Origin of the sequence: Paenibacillus sp. GCM10023250 (assembly GCF_042653205.1) — a bacterium.
GTDB lineage: Bacteria > Bacillota > Bacilli > Paenibacillales > Paenibacillaceae > Paenibacillus_Z.
In genome coordinates, this window is sequence record NZ_JBHSHY010000006.1 from 167,248 (window position 1) to 188,863 (window position 21,616).

The 21,616-nt window shown below is 63.3% G+C and carries 20 protein-coding genes; 11 read left to right on the forward strand and 9 right to left on the reverse strand.

Annotated features, from left to right (window positions below):
* The first annotated feature begins 5 nt into the window (after positions 1 to 5).
* The 9 genes from ACFPB1_RS08215 to ACFPB1_RS08255 all read left to right on the forward strand — a co-directional run bounded on the left by ACFPB1_RS08215 (position 6) and on the right by ACFPB1_RS08255 (position 8,456).
* The gene (locus ACFPB1_RS08215) at positions 6 to 857 is read left to right on the forward strand and encodes an undecaprenyl-diphosphate phosphatase (RefSeq protein ID WP_379223885.1); all 852 of its coding nucleotides are present in this window, start codon (positions 6 to 8) and stop codon (positions 855 to 857) included.
* Positions 858 to 975: 118 nt separating this feature from the next.
* A complete protein-coding gene (locus ACFPB1_RS08220; protein WP_379223887.1) occupies positions 976 to 2,097 on the forward strand; it encodes an HD-GYP domain-containing protein in 1,122 nt (373 codons plus the stop codon).
* A gap of 201 nt (positions 2,098 to 2,298) precedes the next feature.
* Complete coding sequence (gene yfkAB / locus ACFPB1_RS08225; protein WP_379223889.1) at positions 2,299 to 3,414, forward strand: radical SAM/CxCxxxxC motif protein YfkAB; 1,116 nt, start codon at positions 2,299 to 2,301, stop codon at positions 3,412 to 3,414.
* 61 nt (positions 3,415 to 3,475) lie between these two features.
* The gene (locus tag ACFPB1_RS08230; RefSeq protein ID WP_379223891.1) at positions 3,476 to 4,816 is read left to right on the forward strand and encodes a hemolysin family protein; all 1,341 of its coding nucleotides are present in this window, start codon (positions 3,476 to 3,478) and stop codon (positions 4,814 to 4,816) included.
* 240 nt (positions 4,817 to 5,056) lie between these two features.
* Positions 5,057 to 5,224 (forward strand): spore coat associated protein CotJA, encoded by a 168-nt coding sequence (locus ACFPB1_RS08235; protein WP_379223893.1) that lies wholly within the window; start codon positions 5,057 to 5,059, stop codon positions 5,222 to 5,224.
* A 28-nt stretch (positions 5,225 to 5,252) separates the two neighbouring features.
* Positions 5,253 to 5,483 (forward strand): spore coat protein CotJB, encoded by a 231-nt coding sequence (locus tag ACFPB1_RS08240; RefSeq protein ID WP_208848191.1) that lies wholly within the window; start codon positions 5,253 to 5,255, stop codon positions 5,481 to 5,483.
* Positions 5,484 to 5,511: 28 nt separating this feature from the next.
* Complete coding sequence (locus tag ACFPB1_RS08245) at positions 5,512 to 6,081, forward strand: manganese catalase family protein (protein ID WP_379223896.1); 570 nt, start codon at positions 5,512 to 5,514, stop codon at positions 6,079 to 6,081.
* 313 nt (positions 6,082 to 6,394) lie between these two features.
* On the forward strand, positions 6,395 to 7,567 hold the full coding sequence (locus ACFPB1_RS08250; protein WP_379223898.1) for a phosphodiester glycosidase family protein: 1,173 nt from the start codon (positions 6,395 to 6,397) through the stop codon (positions 7,565 to 7,567).
* 193 nt (positions 7,568 to 7,760) lie between these two features.
* Positions 7,761 to 8,456: an HAD family hydrolase gene (locus tag ACFPB1_RS08255; RefSeq protein ID WP_379223900.1), complete on the forward strand. Its 696-nt coding sequence runs from the start codon at positions 7,761 to 7,763 to the stop codon at positions 8,454 to 8,456.
* Positions 8,457 to 8,553: 97 nt separating this feature from the next.
* Here ACFPB1_RS08255 and ACFPB1_RS08260 read toward each other — a convergent pair whose 3' ends face one another.
* Genes ACFPB1_RS08260 through ACFPB1_RS08285 form a run of 6 tightly spaced genes read right to left on the reverse strand, consistent with a single transcriptional unit; the run spans position 8,554 to position 15,269 of the window.
* Positions 8,554 to 9,699 carry a YheC/YheD family protein gene (locus ACFPB1_RS08260; protein WP_379223902.1) on the reverse strand — a complete coding sequence of 382 codons (1,146 nt, stop codon included), beginning with the start codon at positions 9,697 to 9,699 and terminating at the stop codon, positions 8,554 to 8,556.
* An 11-nt stretch (positions 9,700 to 9,710) separates the two neighbouring features.
* Positions 9,711 to 10,160, reverse strand: coding sequence for a GNAT family N-acetyltransferase (locus ACFPB1_RS08265; RefSeq protein ID WP_379223904.1), 450 nt, complete (start codon positions 10,158 to 10,160; stop codon positions 9,711 to 9,713).
* A 15-nt stretch (positions 10,161 to 10,175) separates the two neighbouring features.
* Positions 10,176 to 11,324, reverse strand: a complete 1,149-nt coding sequence (locus ACFPB1_RS08270) for a YheC/YheD family protein (protein ID WP_379223906.1) — start codon at positions 11,322 to 11,324, stop codon at positions 10,176 to 10,178.
* Positions 11,324 to 12,700: a YheC/YheD family protein gene (locus ACFPB1_RS08275; protein ID WP_379223908.1), complete on the reverse strand. Its 1,377-nt coding sequence runs from the start codon at positions 12,698 to 12,700 to the stop codon at positions 11,324 to 11,326. Before ACFPB1_RS08275 ends, ACFPB1_RS08270 begins: the two co-directional genes overlap by 1 nt.
* Positions 12,697 to 13,878, reverse strand: a complete 1,182-nt coding sequence (locus tag ACFPB1_RS08280; protein ID WP_379223910.1) for a YheC/YheD family protein — start codon at positions 13,876 to 13,878, stop codon at positions 12,697 to 12,699. Before ACFPB1_RS08280 ends, ACFPB1_RS08275 begins: the two co-directional genes overlap by 4 nt.
* A 20-nt stretch (positions 13,879 to 13,898) precedes the next feature.
* The gene (locus ACFPB1_RS08285; protein WP_379223912.1) at positions 13,899 to 15,269 is read right to left on the reverse strand and encodes a YheC/YheD family protein; all 1,371 of its coding nucleotides are present in this window, start codon (positions 15,267 to 15,269) and stop codon (positions 13,899 to 13,901) included.
* A gap of 291 nt (positions 15,270 to 15,560) precedes the next feature.
* Here ACFPB1_RS08285 and ACFPB1_RS08290 point away from each other — a divergent pair, with 291 nt between their 5' ends.
* Positions 15,561 to 16,856: a DRTGG domain-containing protein gene (locus ACFPB1_RS08290; protein ID WP_379223944.1), complete on the forward strand. Its 1,296-nt coding sequence runs from the start codon at positions 15,561 to 15,563 to the stop codon at positions 16,854 to 16,856.
* Positions 16,857 to 16,922: 66 nt separating this feature from the next.
* Here the strand turns inward: ACFPB1_RS08290 and ACFPB1_RS08295 are convergent, their stop codons facing one another.
* The 3 genes from ACFPB1_RS08295 to ACFPB1_RS08305 form a co-directional block, all read right to left on the reverse strand.
* Complete coding sequence (locus ACFPB1_RS08295; RefSeq protein ID WP_379223914.1) at positions 16,923 to 17,219, reverse strand: YtpI family protein; 297 nt, start codon at positions 17,217 to 17,219, stop codon at positions 16,923 to 16,925.
* Positions 17,220 to 17,324: 105 nt separating this feature from the next.
* Complete coding sequence (locus ACFPB1_RS08300) at positions 17,325 to 17,837, reverse strand: hypothetical protein (RefSeq protein WP_379223916.1); 513 nt, start codon at positions 17,835 to 17,837, stop codon at positions 17,325 to 17,327.
* Positions 17,838 to 17,839: 2 nt separating this feature from the next.
* The gene (locus tag ACFPB1_RS08305; RefSeq protein ID WP_379223918.1) at positions 17,840 to 18,166 is read right to left on the reverse strand and encodes a YtrH family sporulation protein; all 327 of its coding nucleotides are present in this window, start codon (positions 18,164 to 18,166) and stop codon (positions 17,840 to 17,842) included.
* A gap of 144 nt (positions 18,167 to 18,310) precedes the next feature.
* Between ACFPB1_RS08305 and ACFPB1_RS08310 the strand changes: the two genes are divergently transcribed.
* The coding region (locus ACFPB1_RS08310) for a DNA polymerase III subunit alpha (protein ID WP_379223920.1) at positions 18,311 to 21,616 on the forward strand (3,306 nt) is incomplete at its 3' end.

Here is a 21,616-nt window from a genome sequence, read left to right on the forward strand (position 1 = left end):
GTAAAATGGGAGACATTATTCATTCGATTATTCTAGGAATCGTGGAAGGCTTAACCGAATTTTTGCCCGTTTCATCCTCGGGTCACATGATTTTGACGAACAAGCTGCTCGGCATCGCATCGGACGACCAGGCCATCGTGACATTCGAAATCATCATTCAATTGGCGGCCATCCTGGCGATCGCGCTCGTGTACCGCAGCCGGATCGCGGATCTGTTCGGGCTCTCGCGCCGCACGGAATCGCTCGGCACGATCACGTCCGGCCATGCCGCGCCGCGCCGCAAGCGCCTGAATCTCATCCACGTCGCGCTCGGCATCGTGCCGGCCATGCTGCTCGCTTTCGTATTGAAGGACGTCATTAAAGGCGAAGGCTTCAACCAAGCGCCGGTGCTGCTGTCGCTCGTCATCGGCGGGATCTACATGATCGTCGCGGAGAAGCTGTCGAACTCCGGCCGCATCCGCGTCAAATCGGAGACGATGGACGACATCTCGTACCGCCAGGCATTCGGGATCGGCCTGCTTCAGTGCCTCTCGCTCTGGCCGGGCTTCTCGCGTTCCGGCTCCACGATCGCGGGCGGGATGCTCGTCGGGACAAGCTATAAAGCCGCCGCGGACTTCTCGTTCCTGATGGCCATTCCGATCATGGTGGCCGCGTCCGGCTATGAGATGCTCGACAGCTACAAATACATCACGGGCGACAATCTGTCGTTCTTCATCGTCGGCTTCATCGTCTCGTTCGTGGTCGCATGGCTCGTCATCGTGCTGTTCCTGCGTTTCATTCAGAAAATCCGCCTGACGCATTTCGCCATTTACCGCTTCGTTTTGGCGGCGGCGTTCTGGATTTTCGTCATGAGATAGGGAGAATTTGTCGACATTTGGCGAATCTGTTCTTGCTCTTTTTTCCTAAATCCCTTACATTAACATTACGGGACTTATCCTTAAATAGGAAAATAGAAGCAGATCAGGGGTCGATAAGATGCGTTTATTGCCCGTCCAACTGTGTCAGCCCGGCATGCGGCTCGCGAAGAAGATCTATTCCGAAGAAGGCCTCGTGCTGCTGGGCGCCGACGTCGAACTAACCCAGAAGCTTATCACTCGCCTCTATGAATGCGGCATTCATTTCGTATATATCCAAGATCCTAGGACGGCTGACCTGGTCGTGCCGGATCTGATCAGCGAAGAGACGCGCCGCCGCGCGCTCACCGAGATTCGCACCAACTTCCGGAACCTGATGGACCGGCCGAACCGGAAGAGCGGCGTGACGTATCCGTACATCGGCAAGGCGTTCCGCCAAGTCATGGGCATGGTCATCGACGATTTGACCGGTCAGAAGGACGCCATGGTCATGCTGATGAACATGGGCATCGTCGACAATTATCTCTACCATCATTCGCTGAACGTGGCCGTTTACTCGACCGTGCTCGGCATCGCGAACGGGTACACCCGCGACGAGCTGATGACGCTGGGTCTTGGCGCAGTGCTGCACGATATCGGCAAGACGCAGATCAACGTGAACATCTTGAAGAAGGAAGCGCAGCTCTCCCGCGAGGAATACGAGGAGATGAAGCGGCATACGGAGCGCGGCTTCCACCTGCTCAAGGATGAGCCGAACATTCCGCTCTTGGCTGCGCACTGCGCGTACCAGCATCACGAGCGGCTCGACGGCAGCGGCTACCCGCGAGGCATCCGGGGCGAGCAGATCCACGAGTACGCGAAATGGATCGGGATCGTCGATTCGTACGACGCCATGACGACGGCGCGGATCTACCGCGACCCGATGCTGCCGCACGAGGCCGCGGAGTCGCTGTACGCCGGAAGCGGGACCCTCTACGAGCAGCGGATGCTTCAGCTGTTCCGGGACAAGCTCGCGATCTACCCGCTCGGCATCAGCGTCAAGCTGCAGACCGGCGAACGCGGTGTCGTCGTCGACATCCATTCGTCCTGCCCGCACCGGCCCGTCGTCCGGGTGCTGAGCGACGAGAACGGAGAAGCGCTGCACGCGCCGTACGAGGTGGACTTGTCCAAGGAGTTGACGGCGATGATCGTCGGCGTGAACGAAAGCGAGAAGCGGCCGATGGCCGGGGCGGCGAGCTCGTAACGGACGCTTCCGCGCCTGGGACATACGAGGTACAAGGAGCCGAAAGGCTCCTTTTCTCATAGGTGCAAGCTCGGGCTGCAACGGCGGTTAGGGGACGAGCGCCGCCGAAACCCGTTTGCATCCGTCGTCCCCGGACATTACAATAAGAACAAGCCGCGAAGAACGGCAGGCGATTATGTTGAAAAGTCAGGTGCTGAACAGATGTTGAACGCAATACCGTTACCGTTTACCCTCAAGGACGACCCTTGGGATCCCATTCATTCGCTCCGCCGCCATGGGCGCCATCGGCTCACGAGCGTGGAGATGACGCTGTCCAATCTGTGCAATATGCGCTGCGAGCACTGCGCGGTCGGGGACACCCTCGTCCTCGCCGAGCCCGAGAAGCTGCCGCTCGCGCTCATGCTGCGCCGGCTGGACGAGATCGACGAGCTGAAGACGATCAGCATCACCGGCGGGGAGCCGACCTTCTCCGACCGGACGGTCAAGGAATACATGATTCCGCTGCTTCAATATGCGCGGGACCGGGGTATATTTTCTCAGCTCAATTCCAATATTACATTGGATTACTCGCGTTACGAGGCGATCGCGCCTTACCTGGACGTCATGCATATCTCGTTCAACTATACGTCCGCGGACGATTTTCACGCCATCGGGTTCGCCAAGAGCGGCCATCCGGTGCCGATGCCGGTCGCCGGCCGCATGTACGAGCGCATGATGGACAATGCGCGCAAGCTTAGCGATGGCGGGCTTTTCGTGTCCGCGGAATCCATGATCAACTTCCGCACGCACCGGAAAATGCCCGAGATTCACCGGCTTATCGTCGAAATGGGCTGCAAGCGCCACGAAGTGCATCCGATGTATCCGAGCGCATTCGCCGCGGATTTGCCGGTGATCTCGCCGGCCGCCATGCGCGAAGCGGTGAAAGATCTGCTGGACAGCCGGGATCCGTCGCTATGGATGCTGTTCGGCACGCTGCCGTTCTACGGCTGCAGCGAGGATGCCGAGGAACGCGAGCTGCTGAGGCGGCTGGCGGGCGAGCCCAACGTCACGGTCCGCAACGACCCCGACGGCCGGAACCGGCTGAACGTGAATTTGTTCACGGGAGACGTATTCGTCACCGATTTCTCCGACGTGCCGTCCTTCGGCAATGTCAAGCAGGACCGCTTGGACGATCTGTTCGACCGCTGGCTGTCCCATCCGCTCGCGGAGAGCGTGGACTGCCATTGTCCCGCCGCCTCGTGCTGCGGCCCCAATCTGCTCGTGAAGGACATGTATTACCGCGACGTGGATTTCGGTACGCGCCAAGCGGCGCTGTAGCGGCGGGCGACAGTCAGAGAGACAGCGGCCGCAAGGCCGATGAGAGGAGCGGAAACGACTTTTGCAGGAATTTGAATTCGGGAAGATCTTTTGGAATCTTTGCATCGTTCTCATTCTCGTGCTGTTAAACGGCTTTTTCGTCGCCGCCGAATTTTCGCTCGTGAAGGTCAGGCAGTCCCGGCTGACGCAGCTCGTCAACGAAGGCAACGCGCGCGCCAAGTACGCGATCAAGGTCAACCAGCGGCTGGACGCGTATCTCTCCGCGACGCAGCTCGGCATCACGCTCGCATCGCTCGCCCTTGGCTGGGTCGGCGAGCCCGCCATCTCCGATCTGATCGTGGAACCGCTGTTCCATATGCTCGGCTTGGACGACGGCGCCTTCATGCATACGGTCTCCGTCGTGATCGGATTTCTGTGCATCACGTTCCTCCATATCGTGCTGGGGGAGCTTGCGCCGAAGTCGCTCGCGATCCAGAAGTCCGAGGGTACGTCGCTGTTCGCGTCCATGCCGCTGCTATACTTTTACCGGGTGTTCCTGCCGGCGATCTGGCTGCTCAACGGGTCGGCGAACCGGCTGTTGCGCCTGTTCGGCGTACAGCCGGCGAGCGAGCACGATTCGGCTCATACCGAGGAAGAGATCCGCATCCTGATGGACCAGAGCGCGAAGAGCGGCATCATCGACAAGGACGAACTGGCGCTGTTCGATAACGTTTTCGAATTTTCCGACCGGCTGGCCCGGGAAGTCATGCTGCCGCGGACGGACATGGACTGCCTGTATGCCAACCTGCCGTTCGAAGAAAATTTGAAAACCGTCTATGCGAGCAAGCATACGCGGTATCCCGTCTGCGTTGAGGACAAGGACCAATTGATCGGTTTCGTGCACATTACCGATCTGCTGACCGCGGATCCGGATGAGGAGCACGATCTGCGGCGCTACCTGCGCCCGATCTTGAACGTGCCGGAATCGATGGAGGTCAGCCATGTCCTGCAGCTGATGCAGCGCAGGCACTCGCAGCTGGCGATCGTCGTGGACGAATACGGCGGGACGGCGGGCATGCTGACGACGGAGCTGATCCTGGAACAAATCGTAGGCGAAATCCACGACGAATTCGACGACGCGCAGCCGGATATTGTCGTTAAGGGCGACGTCACGTCCGTCGAAGGCCGCATGCTGATCGAGGAAATCAACGACATGTTCGACCTCGACATCGAAGATGAGGACGTCGACACGATCGGCGGCTGGCTGTTCACGAAGCTCGAGGGCAATCCCGAGCGGGGCAAGAAGGTCGAATTCGACGGCTACGTGTTCGAAGTAGCGGAAAGCGAGCCGCTGCGCGTGCTGCGCGTCTTCATCTACCGGACGAAGGCAGAAGAACCCGAAATTACGGGGTTCGGCGAATGACGGCAACCCATACATACGCGAAGAGCTCATGTCGGCGGACATGGGCTTTTTTGCTTTGCGCCAAGGTTTAATCCACCGGGCCAAGCAAGATCGCCCTGCCTGCGTCATAAGAATAGGAGTGGCAATCGAAAAATGTCCGCATGTTCATCATGAGGAGGGGAAGCGAAATTGAATGCGGTAAATCCGACGCGAGAATGGTGTCCCTTTATAGGCCCATGCGACCCGTGCCCGCCGAAATACGTGAAAGTCTACTATGTCCCGCCGAACCAGTACATTCCGTACCAGCCGATGAATCTCCCGCAGTTCCCGCTGCCGGAGGCGCTCATGAGGGGTACGCTGTGGCCGGCGTTATACGGCCCGTACGAATCCAAATGCCAGATGGGGAGGCCGGAAGAAAGTGAACAATAACCAGACGCTGGACGAACAGTATTACCGCATGCTGCTCGAGCTGCAGCAGATCGAATTCGCGCTGGTCGAATTGTCGCTTTACCTCGATACGCACCCGAACGATCTGCAGGCGCTGCAGCAGTTCAACCAGCTGGCCCAGCAGCGCATGCAGAGCGCGCACCAGTTCGAGATGCATTACGGACCGCTCATGCAGTTCGGGCACAGTTATTCCAAGTATCCGTGGCAGTGGGTCGAAAGCCCCTGGCCGTGGCAGGTGTAACCTAAGCGTCGAGGGAGGTGGAACGCTCGTGTGGATATATCAGAAGAAGCTCCAATACCCTGTGCGGGTCAGCAAATGCGATCCGCGGGTAGCCCGCTATCTGGTGGAGCAATACGGCGGGGCGGACGGCGAGCTGTCGGCCGCGCTCCGGTACTTAAATCAGCGCTACAGCATTCCGGATAAAGTCATCGGGCTGCTGACTGACATCGGAACCGAGGAGTTCGCACATCTGGAGATGATCGCGACGATGATCTACAAGCTGACGAAGGACGCCACGCCGCAGCAGATGGAGGCGGCGGGTCTCGGCGATCATTACGTCATTCACGACAACGCGCTGTTCTACAACAACGCGTCCGGCGTGCCGTGGACGGCGGCCTACATTCAGGCGAAGGGCGATCCGCTGGCCGACCTGTACGAGGACATCGCGGCAGAGGAGAAAGCGCGGGCGACGTACCAGTGGATCATCGACATGACGGACGACGTCGATTTGCAGGACAGCCTGAAGTTTCTGCGCGAACGGGAAATCGTCCACGCCATGCGCTTCAAGGAAGCGGTGGAGATGATCAAGGCCGACCGCGAGACGAAAAAGGTGTTCTAGCGACGTTGACGATTGGCAAAACCCCTAGCGGCGAGTAGGCCGCGGGGGCTTTTTGCCGTGTCTTCCGTCTTCCGCCGGCTGCCGCGGTGTTCCCGGCCGAATCACAGCTGGGTTGCGGCCGCAAGCAAGAAGCTGGCATACCGCCCTCCGGGCCGATAGCCAGCTTATCGTCTGCGCCAGGCGAAACCGGCCCTTGGGCGGCGAACCGCTGCGAAAGCGCGCGGCATTTGTCGCTTGCGGGCCGATCCTGAAACTTTTCGCGGTCGATTCTCGTCTTCTAAGCAAGTCGGAGAAGCGAATGGGAGGACGACATGTGAGCACGAGAGTTTCCGCCGATGCCGCCGGCGTTGCCAGAGGCAGGCGGCCGCAGAGGAAAGCGGCACCGAAACGCGCGGCCAAACGTAAGCGCAAACGGTTCCGGCGGACGGCCGTCGTTTTCGCGATTCTATTGGCGCTTGGCGCGGCGGGGGCGGGCTGGCTGTTCCTGACGCCGTCCGGCACCGATATCCGCTACTTGGCCGCGGACACGCTGATTACGACCCAGCATCGGAAGTGGGCGAAATATATAATCGGGCAGCAGGCGCTGGATGCGCGCGTGCAAGCGTATCAGGCGCGGTTCGAAGCCATGGGGGAAGAACGGGACACGCACGTCATCCACACGCCGCCGGCGGGGGCGGCTGCGCCCGCCGCGGATGCAGCCGATGCCGGCGAGGCAGAGAAGCCGCTTGTCGAGATCGAGCCGATCTCCGGGCACGGCTACAGCGGCTACGTCATGACGGTCAACGATCCGACCAAAATCCGTGTCGCCGTGCCCGCGAAGCCGGGCCGGGGCGAGCGGGTCACGAGCATGGTGCAGCGGACCGGCGCCATCGCCGGCGTAAACGGCGGCGGCTTCGCCGACCCGAACTGGGAAGGGAACGGTTTCCAGCCGATCGGCATCGTCATGTCGGGCGGCAAGCTGTTCTACAGCGACCTAGGCCGCTCGAAGTCGACGCAGGTCGTCGGCATCGACGGCAGCGGCAAGATGGTCGCCGGCCGGTACACGCTGAACGAACTGCAGCAAATGGGCGTTAAGGAAGCGGTCACGTTCCAGCCGCGCATCATCGTGAACGGCAAAGGGCAGATCAAGAACGCCGCCGACGGCTGGGGCATCGCCCCGCGCACGGCGATGGGCCAGCGCGAGGACGGCGCCATCCTGTTCGTCGTCATCGACGGCCGCCAGCCGGGCCACAGCATCGGCGCGAACCTGTACGACGTGCAGCAGATCATGCTGGCGCGCGGCGCGGTCATCGCGGCGAACCTCGACGGCGGCTCCTCGACGGTACTCGTGAAGGACGGCGCGGTGCTGAACAAGCCGTCGACCAAGAGCAGCGAAGGGCGGTATTTGCCGTCCGCGTTCCTGGTCTTCGAGCATCCGGAGCAGGCCGATATCCGGAACGTATGGGCGGGCTTGAAGCCGGGCGATATCGATCCGGCGAAATGGTAGGAGCAGGGGCCGCGCCTCCTGCGCGGCTCACGCGGCTCCGGGCTGCCGGGCCGTCCCGGGCACGGCAGCCCGGAGCCAATCGCCGCGCCCGAGACAACCGCGGCGACCGCCGCAAGGGCTGGTTCCTTCTTGCGCGGCGGCGTTCTTTTCCAGTATGATTAAGGGCATTACGGACTGGAAAGGGAGTTGCACGATGCAAAGCGGCGTTACGCTTCCGCGGCCGGAAGCACTCATTTTCGATATGGACGGCACACTGTTCGAGACCGATACCCTGCTTAAAGGGGTGCATGAACGGATCTTCGCGACGCTGCGGGCGGAAGGGCTGTATCTGCAGCCGACGCCCCCCGTGGAGACGCTGCTCGGCTGCCTCGGCATGCTGCTCGCGGACATCTGGCGCAAGGTCATGCCGGACGCTTCCGAGGCCGCCCGCAGCCGGGCCGACGAGCTGCTGCTCCAGTACGAGGTCGAAGGACTGGAGAACGGCGAGGGCTCGCTCTACCCCCACGTGGCGGAGACGCTTGCCGCGCTGAAGGCGCAGGGCTTCAAGCTGTTCGTGGCGAGCAACGGGCTCGAGCGCTACGTGAAGGAGATCGTCCGCCTGAAGGGACTCGGCCCGCTGTTCGACGGCTTGTACAGCGCCGGCGAATACGGCACCGCGTCGAAGGTGCACCTCGTCGAGCGGCTGCTGCGCGACCACGGCGTCCGTTCGGCCTGGATGGTCGGCGACCGTTCCTCGGACGTGGAGGCCGGCAAGCGGAACGGGCTGCAGGTCGTCGGCTGCGCCTACGCGGTCTACGGCCGCCAGGAGGAATTGAACGGCTCCGACGCGCTCATCGCGGACTTCCGCGAGCTGCTGGCGCTCGTGCCGGAGGAGCTGCAGCAGCCTTAGACGGCGGCTACAGCGCCTCTCGCCCGGGGCATCGGCCACGCTGCGAATATACGACAATAACCCGGCTCGCGCCTCGCGCGGCCGGGTTATTCGGCTTTCAGTCGAGCTCGTGCCGCATGTTCGCGGTCTCCGCGCTCGTCTTCCGCTTTTGCTTTTGCTCGTACAGCCATACCGCGTATTCCAGCGGCCGGATGATGGCCCGCCGGTATGTCTCGCGTTCGCCGGCTTGGATGAACACTTCGCGCGACGGCTTCGGATTGACCTCGAGCAGCCAGATCTGTCCCTTGCGGTCGATCGCCAGATCGAGCGCCAGTTCGCACAGCCGGCCGTACGACTTCTCCAAATACGCGGCGACGTCCACGCCGAACTCCTCGGCTTTGCGGATGACGCTCGTCACCGTGTCCTCGCTTCGGATCCAGTCGCCGAGCAGCGTCCGCATCTTCGCGGCCTGCCCGCCGCCATGCAGGTTGGACGTGATGCTGCCGCTCGCGCCGATCCGGCCGGCGCAGCCCGTCACTTCCCATTCGCCGCTGCGGTTCTTCTGCACGAGCATGCGGTAGTCGTGCACCCGGCCGTTCGGCAGCTTGAGCTGGATGCCCTGCTGCACGAGGTACCGGTTTTCCTTCAGGTCCCATTTGCGGAGCCGGCCGTGCAGGCCCGCGAGCCCGACCCGCTGCGGGCTGATGATCCGGCGGGACTGATCGCGGCCCTGGATCAGGTAGGTACCCGTCTGCTCCCGCTCGATGCGGAGGATGCCGCGGCCGCCCGTGCCGTTGATCGGCTTCAGGTAGACGAGCGGATACTTGCGGATGAGCTCGGTCAGGTCGTTCTGGTTCTCGTACATCCGCGTCAGCGGCAGATGCGGCCGGAACCGCTCTTCGCGGCCGAGCGTCCGGTAGACCGTGAATTTGTTGCGCAGCACCCGGTTGAGGAAGGTCAGGTGGCCGTATTTCCGGCGGAATTGCCCAAGCTGCGCGAACCGGTGGCTCTTTTGGATGCGGCACCGGTCGTAAATCATATGCGGAAAGGAGCGCCAGCGGCGGATCCAGGATTTCGTCGTCGGATCGTACATGTGCGCGTGGATGCGGTTCGTCGAATAATTGACGTCCGCCGGCGTGAAGACGAAGATGTCCAGGCCGAGGCTTTTGCCGGCGTCCGTCATCCGCGCGTAGATGCTCTTCTCTTCCATGAGGCCTCGGTCGTTCAGATAGAGGGTTAAGATGCCGAGAACCGGCTGACCCATAGAGGTTCCTCCTAGCGTTCGAATCGAAGGGTCGGCTTGCCGGTCGGGCCGTTGTGCAGGCTTACCGCTTTCATGCCCGCCCGGAAGCACATATTCATGCTGGATGCGTTATCGGAGGCCACGCTGCAGGTCAAGCGGCCGAGCCTGCGGTGCAGCGCCCGGAGCAGCGCGCTGCCGGTCCCTTGGCCGCGGAATTCGGGCGAGACGACGACGAGGCAGGCGCGTTCGCCGCCGTCCTCTGCGAATGCGACGGCCGCCAGCCGTCCGTGCTCGATGGCGACGGCGACGGCTGCCGCGGCGCCGTCGGCCGAGCGGCCCGCAGCCAGGCGGGAAGGCGTCAGCGCGTTCAGCGCGGCCAGCCCGCCGTGGGTAATGCGGCTGTCGCCGTGCCGGTACAGAAATCGGGTAATCTTCTCTTTGGATGCCGACCATTGGGACGGCGACAGCAGCTTTACCTGCATGAGCTTACCTCCCCGCTATTTGTTCTTGTTGCGCAACAAATAGCTGCTGTATTGGAATATCCGCTCCAGCGAACGTTTCCGGATGTCCGGCTCGTCGAACTTCATCGGCTTCGCGTTGGCTTCGAAAAACCAAATGCTGCCCGACTGGTCGATGCCGAGATCCATCGACATCTCCGCCAGCCTGCGGCCGGAGCCCCGTTCGATCTGGCGGGCGATGACGAGCGCGGCGGAGCGGGCCTTCGTAAGAAGTTTATTAGCTTCGTCTTGGCCAAATACGCCGACAAGCAGTTTCTCCGGATCCTCGATGCTGCCGCCGCGCGGCACGTGCGTCGTGATGCTCATGGAGCCGGCGAGCCGGGCGCCGATGCCGGAGATATCCCATTGTCCCCGCTGGTTCTTCTGGATGAGTGCCCGCAGGTCGAAGGAGCGGTCGTTGTACGCGGCCAGCTGGATGCCCTGCTGGGCAATGTACCGTTCGCTGCTGCATTCCTTCTTGATGCGGCTCCACAGCTTGACGATCGAGCCGCAGTTGTAGGTCGTGCTCCCCTTGTTGCCCTGGATCTTGAGCCGGTACGGCAGCGCCTTCTCGGGGTGCAGCTCGATCGTCATGATACCCTTGCCCGCCTTGCCGCTCACCGGTTTCAGGTATAGAAACCGGTGGCGCTGCATCATTTTGCCGAGACCGCTCAAGGTTAGCAGCCGGCGCGTGGCGGGGATATAGGGCTTCGTGGTGCGCGACTGCCGCAGCCACTTGAAGAGGCTCCATTTATTGAAGAACTTCGGATTGAAGATCTGCACCTTCGGATTCTTCATGCAGGCGGCGATTTTGCGCCGCACCTCGGGCTGCAGTTCGTCCTCGCGAAGAGGAATCCGGTTGTAGATCAGGTCGGGAAACGGGAACTGCGATTGGATCCACGTATCCGAACCGGCGTCGTACGTGTAGCCGTTCAGCGACTTCCGTCCGATCCGCAGCTGCTTCACCGTCAGCACATAGACGAGGAAGCCGTTATCCCTGCCCGCGGCGATCAGATCGGCGAAGTTTTCGCGGTTGCCGCGAAAGAACTGCAGCTCGTCGTCGATTGTCAAAATGGCGAGGACCGGTTGAGCGGCCTTCGTCTGAGCCGAAGGTTCGGCCGCCGTATCCTCGTGGAAGACGAGCGCCATCAGTCTTCGCCTCCTTGCTCCTTGAACTTGCTCAGGTACATGCAGTGCTCGAGGATATGCGACATGGAATCGCGGCCCTGCGCGCGGAGGGACGGGTGGGCGAAGATCGATCTGCCCGGCTTCGCGTTCGCCTCGAACATCCACACCTCGCCGTCCTTGTCGATGCCGATGTCGAGGCCGAGCTCGCCGAGCGTGTGCGGGAAGTTGCGCTCGATCGCCTGCGAGAGCTTGACGGACACCGACTTCGCTTTGGCCAGCATCTCGTCGGCCTTATCCCCGAACACCCGGCTGAGGGCCTGCTCCGGCGTCAGCAGCGAGCCGCCGTTCTTGATGTGGGTCGTGACGCTGCCGCGCCCGGCTTTCTTCGCGCCGATGCCGACCGGCACCCACTCGTTCCTGCCGTTCTTGTGCATATGGAACCGGAAGTCGATCGGGCAGCCGTCGATCTCGATCAGCCGCACGCCCTGCTGGCTGACGTACCGCCCGAGGCCGCTGCCGTGGCGCGTCTCCAGCATGCGCATCAGGCTGTTGAAGTTCGTAAAGCGGAGCAGCACGTTCGTGTTGCCGCGCCGGTAGCGGGCGAAGTAGCCGCGCTTCGGATGGTAGGTCAGGCGGTAGATTCCGATGCCGAGACTGCCGGCCGTCGGCTTGAAGTAGATGAAATGGTGCGTCTCCAGCATCTCCTTGATTTTCTCGGAGCGCGGGTTGTTGACCGATTCCGGCAGGTGCTCGAGCGCTTCCACGTCTTTGTCCAGCAGCTTATAGACGTCGGACTTGTTAAAGAAGCTCCAGTTGAAGAATGGCACGCCCTTGCGGACGAAGCGTTCCCGCATGGACATGATCGAGGCCGTCGTTTCCGCGTAGCGGCTCGGCAGCCGGTTGTAGACGACGTCTGGCAGCGGCACGACCTTGCGGTACCAGGCACCGGCGCTGTTGAGGAAGTAGCCGTTGACGGTCTCCTTCGTCCAGTTCACGTCCCTCGGCGTGAAGGCGAACACGTACGCCTTGCGCTCGCCCATGCGGATCAGCTGGCGGATGTAGCCGGAACGGGAGCCGAAGGGAGAGTCGCTCTTGCGGTCGCCGTCGGTCAGCACGCCGATCAGCGGTCCGAGCTGGAGATCGATGTCTTCGCCTTGCACGTATGAGATGCTGCCGGCCTTCGGAACCTTGATCGTCTGGCGGACGCCGGCGGACAGGTACAGGTGATTGCCCTGCCGGTTGATGGGCTTCACGGCGGCCGTCAGCGTTTCGTGCCCAAATTTCAGTTGAATCGTCTTCTTGCCGGACAGTTTCAGGGAGCGAAGGAGTGAGCCCGACAGGTAGACGATGCGTTCGCTTGAGGGTGAGAAGTGTACATGACAAGATGTCAAACTCATGGATGAACCTCCTGGATGTATCTCCTTTGAATTCGGGTGGTCGGGAACAGGGGGCGCTGGCGCGAAGCCAGCAGCATCGCATAATCGAGCGGCCGCCGAACGGCCGTCCCGGCGGCGTCCTCATCGTCCGCGAAGGACGCGCGGCCCGGCTTGGCGTTCGCTTCCAAGAGCCACAGCCGGCCGTCCGGCTCCAGGCCGAAATCGAGGCCCAGCTCGGCGAACCGGCCGAAGTGCGCTTCGAGGCACGCGCCGGTCCGCTCGCTCGCGCGCCGGATGCGCGCGAGCAGCTCCGCGGCGCCGGCCTCGCCGAACCGTGGCCGGAACGCCGCCGCGGCCATGGCGGCCGTGCCGCCGCCGTGCAGGTTGGCGGTGACGCTGCCCGCCCCGCCGCGCCGCACGGCCGCGCCGGTGAACGTCCAGCGGCCGCCGGCGTCCTTCTGCAGGAGCGCCCGGACGTCGAAGACGCGGCCTTCCTCGTCGGTCAGCCGCAAGCAGGGCTGAACGAGGTACGGGACCGCGGACGCGAAGCGGTCGAGCCAGGCGCCGGCGGCTTCCCAATCGCGGAAGCGGCGCGCGAGCGGACGGTTATGCCGGTCGCGGCCGTCGGCGCGGAAGCCTTCCGCGTCCGCGAGCAGCCGCAGCGCGCCCTTGCCGTGCATGCCGGCCGCCGGCTTCAGGAACAACCCGCCCGGATGGCTGCCGAGCAGCCGCGCCAGCCGGCCGGCGTCCGAGTAAGGCTCCGTCTCCGGCAGCAGCGGGAGCAGCTCTTCGTCATGCGCCAGGGCGCGGTAGACGTCGAGCTTGCCGGGCAGCGAGCCGTTCAGCAGCGCGAAGCGCTTGCGCCGCTTCAGCCGAAGAAGCGCGTGCCGGAACCGCCGGGCCTCGCCGGCCGAAGCCGGCAGCGCCCGGTCGTAGACGACGTCGGGGAGCGGGAAGCTTCCGGGCTGCCACTCGCCGCCGCGAAGCGCGTAGCCGCCGATCGCCGTCTCTCCGGCGGAAGCGGCGTGGGAGGCGCAAAACAAAAAAACGAACATGCCGATCGTCTGCCCGTGCCGGCAAAGCCGGCGGCAAAAATCGTCCTCCGGCATGACGAGCGGCGCATCGCTCCCGCCTTCGCCGCCTACCCGCCGCTGGCTGATCAGGATGCCGAGGATGCCGGTTCGTGCCGTTTCAGCCATCGCCGCTTCCCCCTTTAGCTTCAGAATTCGGCCAAATGCCGCGCGTAACGGACCATGTTGCGGACGGAGGGACGGATCTTCCGGTCCTGCAGCGGCGTGTTGTCGTTCTTGGAGGGCTTGGAATTCACTTCGAGCAGCCATACGCGGCCATGCGTATCGAGCGCAAGATCGATGCCGAGCTCGCCGAAATGCGCGGGAATGAACGCGTCGATGCCGTGCGCGATGTCGAGCGCGGCCCGCTGCAGCTTCCCTGGGGCGTCATGGCTGCTCGCGCCGGACAGGTTGGACCGGCCGACGGCCTCGCGCACGGTGCTGAGCGTACCGCCTCTCGCGAGGTTCGACACGAAATGGTGACTGCCCGCCGTGCGGGCGACGATGGACGTAAGCACCCATTTGCCGGTCTCGTTCTTCTGCACGAGCGCGCGGAAGTCGACCGGCCGGCCCAAGATGTCGATCAGCTGCAGCCCTTGCTGGATCTGGTACCGGACGGTTTTCATCTTGCCGGAGATGGAGCCGTAGAGCTTGATCAGGCTGCTGAAGGATTGCCGTTTCGTCCCGCCGGCGGTAGCGTACTGCGCGGAATACCCGTCGCCTTCGAGCCGGGTGATGCGGATGATGCCTTTGCCCAAGCTGCCGCGCACCGGCTTCAGGAAGACGGTGTGGTACCGGGCGCACATCGCCTTGAGCGTCGTGATGCTTTTGAGCACGTGCGATTCCGGCAAATATTTGACCAGGGCCGGGTCTTTCGCGAGCGCTTCGAACACTTCCGGCTTATCGAGAAACTTTTCGTTGAACACCGTGCCTTTGTGCCGCGCCTTGACCTCTTGGATGAACGCTTGCACGTTGGGCCGGTTTTCCAGCTTGCGAGACGTCAGCCGGTTGTTGACGACGTCCGGCGACGGCATGAACGCCTTGCGCCAGCCTTCGCTCGAATACGTCCAGCCTTCGACCGTATTGAAATTGCCTTTCAGATGAAGCGGCGTGAAGAAGTACACGTGGGCGCCCTGCGCGGCGCAGGCATCCACCAGTTCCTTGCAGAACATCGTGATGGAGCCAAACGGCCGGTCGCGGTGCTCCGGGTCGTCGCGGCTGATCAGCACGCCGATCAGCGGTCCCAGCGCAAGCACGGCTTCCTCGGCGCGATAGCGGATGCGAAGTGTCGTGTTTTGCAGCAGTCCCATCTTCCTTGCCAGGCTTTGACCGATCCGCATCCCGTCGAACCGTTCGACCGGCACGACTTTGACATATTGGCGCAATGCCCCGAATTTTAGCGTCACCGGCTGACCTTGCGGAATTTTCCATTGTCTCAGATAGGCATCGCCGAGCATGATGGCGTCATCCGGAAGAATGCCGGGGCTGACGACGTGCACGGCGACTTTCGTTTTCAGCATCGACGGAGCTCCTTCCATGCCGGAGGATGATGTCGTTTTGGCCAGGGGTCCATAGGATTTTGACACGAATTAGTTCATCATATGAGGACATCTACCCCTTGGTGATTGGCGGACAGAGCCGTTTTCAACATAAAATGGCGCGTCCGCGCGCCCAAAGAGCGATGCGTCCGCGCCAGGAATTCTGTTAAAATGGATCCAGACAGGCAGCGAACGCTGCGCAAAGGACAAGGGGTGAACGCCGTGGCATCCGGAGGGAAAGCGCCAGAGGCGCAAACGAAGCACGAGCGGCTGATGGAGTATATCCGCCAGCTCGAAATCGGAACGAAGCTGTCCGTCCGGACGATGGCGGAGGAGCTGGGCGTGAGCGAGGGAACGGCGTACAAGGCGATCAAGGAGGCCGAAGCGGCGGGGCTCGTCAGCACGAAGGAACGGATCGGGACCGTGCGGATCCAGCGCCGGGGCCGGGAGACGCCGGACCGGCTGACGTTCGGCGAGGTGGCAGACATCGTGCAGGGCCAGCTGTACGGAGGCGCGGGCGGGCTGGAGAAGACGCTGCACAAATTCGTCATCGGCGCGATGGAGCTTGACGCCATGGTCCGCTACATCGACGCGGGCAGCCTGCTCATCGTCGGCAACCGGCAGGGCGCGCACCGACTCGCCCTGGAGCAGGGCGCGGGCGTGCTCGTCACCGGCGGCTTCGGCACGAGCGAGGACATCCGGCTGCTCGCGGACGAGCTCGGGCTGCCGATCATCTCCTCCAAGCACGATACGTACACGGTCGCGTCCATGATCAACCGCGCGATGTTCGATCGGCTCATCCGGCAGAAAATCATGCTCGTCGAGGACATCGTGACGTACAGCCGGCCGGTGGAGACGATGCGGCTCGGCGAGACGAAGGGCGATTACGTGCGGCTGGCCGCCCGGGTCGGCGGCACGCGGTTCCCGGTGCTGGACGAGCGGGGACGGGTCGTCGGGATGATGACGGCGAAGGACGCGGAGGGCGCGAACGAGACCGTGCCGATCGAGAAGCTGATGACGCGCAATCCGATCACGGCGGCGCCGAACATCCCGATCGCGTCCGCGGCGCATACGATGGCGGCCGAAGGGATCGACCTGTTGCCGATCGTGGACAAGAACCGCAAGCTGCTCGCGGCCGTCAGCCGGCACGAAGCGCTGGAGGCGATGCGGTACGCGGGCAAGCAGAAGGAATCCGGGGAGACGTTCGACGAGCTCATCGGGGCGGGCTTTCGGCTGAAGGAAGACGCGGACGGGGAACGCATGGCGTACGAAGGGCGGATCACGCCGCAAATGTCGGGGACGTTCGGCACGATCTCGGAGGGCGTGCTCGTCACGCTGATGACGCAGGCGGCGAGGGGGTTCATTCGCGAGCTCGGGAAGCGGGATTACGTGATCGAGAGCATGACGACGTATTTCGTCCGGCCGCTCCAGCTGGAGAGTGAGGTCGTCATCGTGCCGTCGCTGCTGGAGATGAGCCGCAAGAGCGCCAAGCTCGAGATCGAGCTGAAGGACCCCGCGGGCACGGCGGCCAAGGCGCTGCTTGCGGCGCAGCTGATCGATCCTTATTGAAGGGGGACAAGCGGAGCTTCCCGCGATCGGTGAGGCGGCTTCGGGCACTAAGAAGGCCGGGCGCGCTTAACCTTTCATGGAGCGGTAGACGCTGTTGTTGCGCAGCCCCGCGAACAGGTTGAACAGGCCGATGACGATGATGAGCGCGCTGATGATGACCTTGACCGTCGAGCCGGAGAAGGCGAGCATCATGAACAGCGCGATGAAGACGAGCATCGCGCCCATGCACATGTTGGTGCGGGCGGCGAGCATGCCGCGCCGGCGCGCGTCGGACGTGCGCCGCGCTCTGTAACTGTAGACGGCCGACATCACCGACGTGAGGCAGATGACGAGGACGATAGCCCAATGTAAGGCGTTAACCATGACTGGCGTGCAGCTCCTTTGCCTGAGGCAGGCTTGTTTTCTGCCCACCATTGTACCATGAACCGGGCGGCAAGCGAAAATGCCGTTTCATAGGCGGTGAAGCGCTTATTTGATCGGCCGCGTGTACGGCTTCGCGCTGAACCACACCTGCAGCACGTTATCCACGACCAGCATCGTATGGATTTGCACCGTGAATTCTTTATTGCCCGCGACGAGATAGGTCTTGTCGTTCAGCAGCAGCCGGGCCAGCTCGGCGTTCGTGTTGATCTTATAGATGCTCGTCCCGAGAAAAACGGAGAGATCCTTCTTCAGCTTTGCTTTCAACTCCAGCTTCGTCTGCTCGTCCAGCTCGAGGACGGGTGCTTCCTCTTTCCGGTCCAGCAGGATCGGCTGCACGCTCTTCACCACCGTATGCTGGTCCTTGAACTGATTCAGCTTCACGAGCCGGTCCTCGTAATCGCTCAGCTTGTCTTCCAATTCCGTATTCGTCTCGCGCAGCGCGTCGAAATTCATGAAAAACACGGCATGGTACGCCATTGCGCCGAGAATGCCGCCGAGCACGACGAAGGCGACGGCTTGCGTGAACCGCGCGAACCGTTCGAAAGGAGGCACCCGCATCGCTAGACCGCCCCTTTGCACAGCCAGCGGATGAGCTCCGTGCCCATATGCGCGCCGAGGAAGGCGCAGAGGATGTAGCAGATTTGCTGTACGACGGGCGAGAGATGGCCCTCGAGCATGTTGCTTTCGATGACGCGCATGGGGTCGATCGTGCCGCCGACCGCCGCGACGAGCGCCCATATTTTCAGCCGGGAAGCCGTGTCGATCATGATCGCCGCCGGCGCCGCCATGACGAAGACGGACCCCATGCCGGCCAGCATCGAGCCGCCGAACACGACGCCGAACGCGATGAAGAAGTCGACGATGGATTTCGTTAGGAAGGATTCCATGAAGGCCGCGCTCCCTTCGGTTCCGATGAATCTGGCGGGGACGCGGCTCGTCCCCTCTCGATTCCATTGTATGGGCTTGCGGGGGGCCAATATGATAAAATGATAGAAAATGATGCTCGTTTACGATAGAAAGAAGGAATGGCGATGAGCGGCGACCGCGAGTTTGTACATTTGCATGTTCATAGCGAATTCAGTCTCCTGGACGGAGCCTCGCGGATCAAGGATCTGGTCGAGACGGCCGCGGAGCTCGGCATGAAAGCGCTGGCGCTGACCGATCACGGGGTCATGTACGGCGCCGTTCCGTTTTATAAGGCGTGCAAGGCGCGCGGCATCAAGCCGATCATCGGCTGCGAGGCGTACCTGACGACTGGCTCGCGCTTCGACAAGGGCACGCGCAAGGATAATCCGATCTATCACCTCATCCTGCTCGCGAAGAACGAGACGGGCTACCGGAATTTGATGAAGCTCGTCTCGATCGGGCATTTGGAGGGGTTCCACTATAAGCCGCGGATCGATTTCGAGGCGCTGCAGGCGCATGCGGAGGGCTTGATCTGCCTCAGCTCCTGCCTCGGCAGCGAGATCGCGCAGCTGCTGCTGCACGACCGGCACGACGAGGCGCTCCGGTCGGCGGAGCGCTACCGGTCGATCTTCGGCGGCGATTTCTACCTCGAGCTGCAGGACCACGGCATGCTGGAGCAAAAGAAAGTGCTGCAGGCGACGCTGGAGCTGGCGGAGCGGACCGGCATTCCGACCGTCGCGACGAACGACGTGCACTACCTGCAGCCGGCCGACGCGGCCGTGCAGGACGTGCTCATCTGCATCGGCACCGGCAAAACTGTCGAGGACGACGACCGGCTGCAGATGCTGACGGACCAGATGTACCTGAAGAGCGCGGACGAGATGTACCGGCAGTTCCGGCAGGCGGAGGACGCGGTCCGGCGGACCGCCGAAATCGCGGCGAAATGCGAGCTTGAGCTGACGTTCGGCCGCGCGCTGCTGCCGGCATTCCGGCCGATTCCGGCGGGCATGACGTCCTACGCGTACCTCGAGGCGCTGTGCCGCGAAGGGCTGGAAGCGCGGTACGGAGGCGATCCCGCCTGGACGGCGGACGAATCCGCGAAGGGGAAGGCGCTCGAGCGTCTGCTGTACGAGCTGAAGGTCATCGACAGCATGGGCTTCAGCGATTATTTCCTCATCGTCTGGGACTTCATCCGCTTCGCCCACGAGCAGGGCATCCGGACGGGACCGGGGCGGGGCTCCTCGGCGGGCAGCCTCGTGGCGTACACGCTGCGCATCACGGACGTCGACCCGCTCAAGTACAAGCTCCTGTTCGAGCGCTTCCTGAATCCCGAGCGCGTGACGATGCCGGATATCGACATCGACTTCAACGACGAACGGCGCGACGAGGTCATCGCGTACGTCTCGGCCAAGTACGGCGAGGAGCATGTCGCGCAGATCATCACGTTCGGCACGATGGCGGCCAAGGCGGCCGTCCGCGACGTCGGCCGGGCGATGGCGGTGCCGTTCGGCGAGGTGGACCGCGCCGCGAAGCTGATCCCGAACCAGCTCGGCATCTCGCTCGAGGAGGCGCTGCGGACGAGCGCCGAGCTGCGCGAGGCGTCCGAGCGCCAGCCGAAGACGGCGGATCTGCTGCGCATGGCGCTGAAGGTAGAGGGCATGCCCCGGCACGCCTCGACCCACGCGGCGGGCGTCGTCATCTCCGGCGAGCCGCTGACGAATTACGTGCCGCTGCAGGCAGGCACGGAGCGGACGGCGCTGACGCAGTATTCCATGGAGAACCTGGAAGCCGTCGGCCTGCTGAAGATGGATTTTCTCGGCCTGCGGACGCTGTCCATCCTGGAGCGCGCCCTGGACTGGGTGAAGCGGCAGCATGGCATCACCGTCGACTTCCGACACATCCCGGACGACGATCCCGCGACATACGCGATGCTGACGCGCGGCGACACGACGGGCATCTTCCAGCTGGAGTCCGCCGGCGTCCGCCGGGTGCTCCGCGAGCTGAAGCCGACGCAGTTCGAAGACATCGTCTCCGTCCTGGCCCTGTACCGTCCGGGCCCGATGGAGTTCATTCCCAAATACATCGCCGGCAAGCACGGCCTGGCGGACGTGGAATATCCGCATCCGTCGCTCGAGCCGATTTTGGCCGACACATACGGCATCATCGTTTACCAGGAGCAGATCATGCAGATCGCCTCGGCGATGGCGGGCTTCTCGCTCGGCGAGGCCGACCTGCTCCGCCGGGCCGTCTCGAAGAAGAAGCGCGAGGTGCTCGACGAGGAGCGCGCGCACTTCGTCGCGGGCAGCCTGCGGCAGGGCTGCGGCGAACGCGAGGCCAACGCCGTCTACGATATGATCGTGCGGTTCGCCGATTACGGCTTCCCGCGCGCGCATGCGGCGGCGTACGGCGTCCTCGCCTTTCAGACCGCCTGGCTGAAGGCGAACCACCCCGTGCCGTTCATGGCATCGATGCTCGCCTCGGTGACCGGCAACCAGCGCAAGACGGCGGAGTACGTCGACGAGTGCCGCCGGATGGGCATCGAGGTGCTGCCTCCGGACGTCAACGAAAGCAGCGTGACGTTCGCGCCCGTCGGCGGCGCGATCCGCTTCGGCCTCGCCTCGATCAAGAACGTCGGCACGCAGGCGATCGACGCCTTGCTGAAGGAGCGGGCGCAGCGCCCCTTCGACAGCCTGACCGACCTGTGCCGGCGCGTCGACCTGCGGGTCGCGAACAAGCGCGTGCTGGAATCGCTGATCCAGGCGGGCGCGTGCGATTCGCTCGGCGCGCACCGGGCGCAGCTCGTCGCGGCGCTCGACGAGACGGTCGAGGCGGCGCTGAAGTGGCGCAAGGAGCGCGAGGAGCTGCAGCTCGAGCTGTTCGGTTTCGACGAGGTGCAGAATTGGGACGTCGAGCTGCCGGAGGTGCGGCCGTACACGACCGGCCAGCTGCTCGGGCTGGAACGGGAGCTGCTCGGCATGTACCTGTCCGGCCATCCGCTCGACGATTACGATGAGGCGCTGGGCGCGCTGCCGATGGAACGGCTGGTCGACCTGGCCGAGGCGCCGGACGGGACGTACGCCGTCTCCGCCGCGATGGTCGTGTCGAAGAAGCCGCTCATGACGCGCAAAGGGCAGGCGATGGCGTTCCTCGAGGTCGAGGACCGCATCATGCGCGTCGAAGCGGTGGCGTTCCCGGCGATCTGGAAGCGCTGCGAGCCGCTGCTCGAGCCCGGCCGCCTCGTCGTCCTGCTCGCGAAGGTGCAGCAGCAGGACGAGGATTACAAGCTGCTGCTGGAGGACGCGATCCCGCTCGGCGACGGCGGCATGGACGGCGCCGGCGCGCCGCGCGACCTCGAGGCGCAGGTGCGGCGCCTGCTGCGGTTCGGCCAGAGCCGCGCCGCGCGCGACAACGCGGCGGCCGGCGCCGCGGGC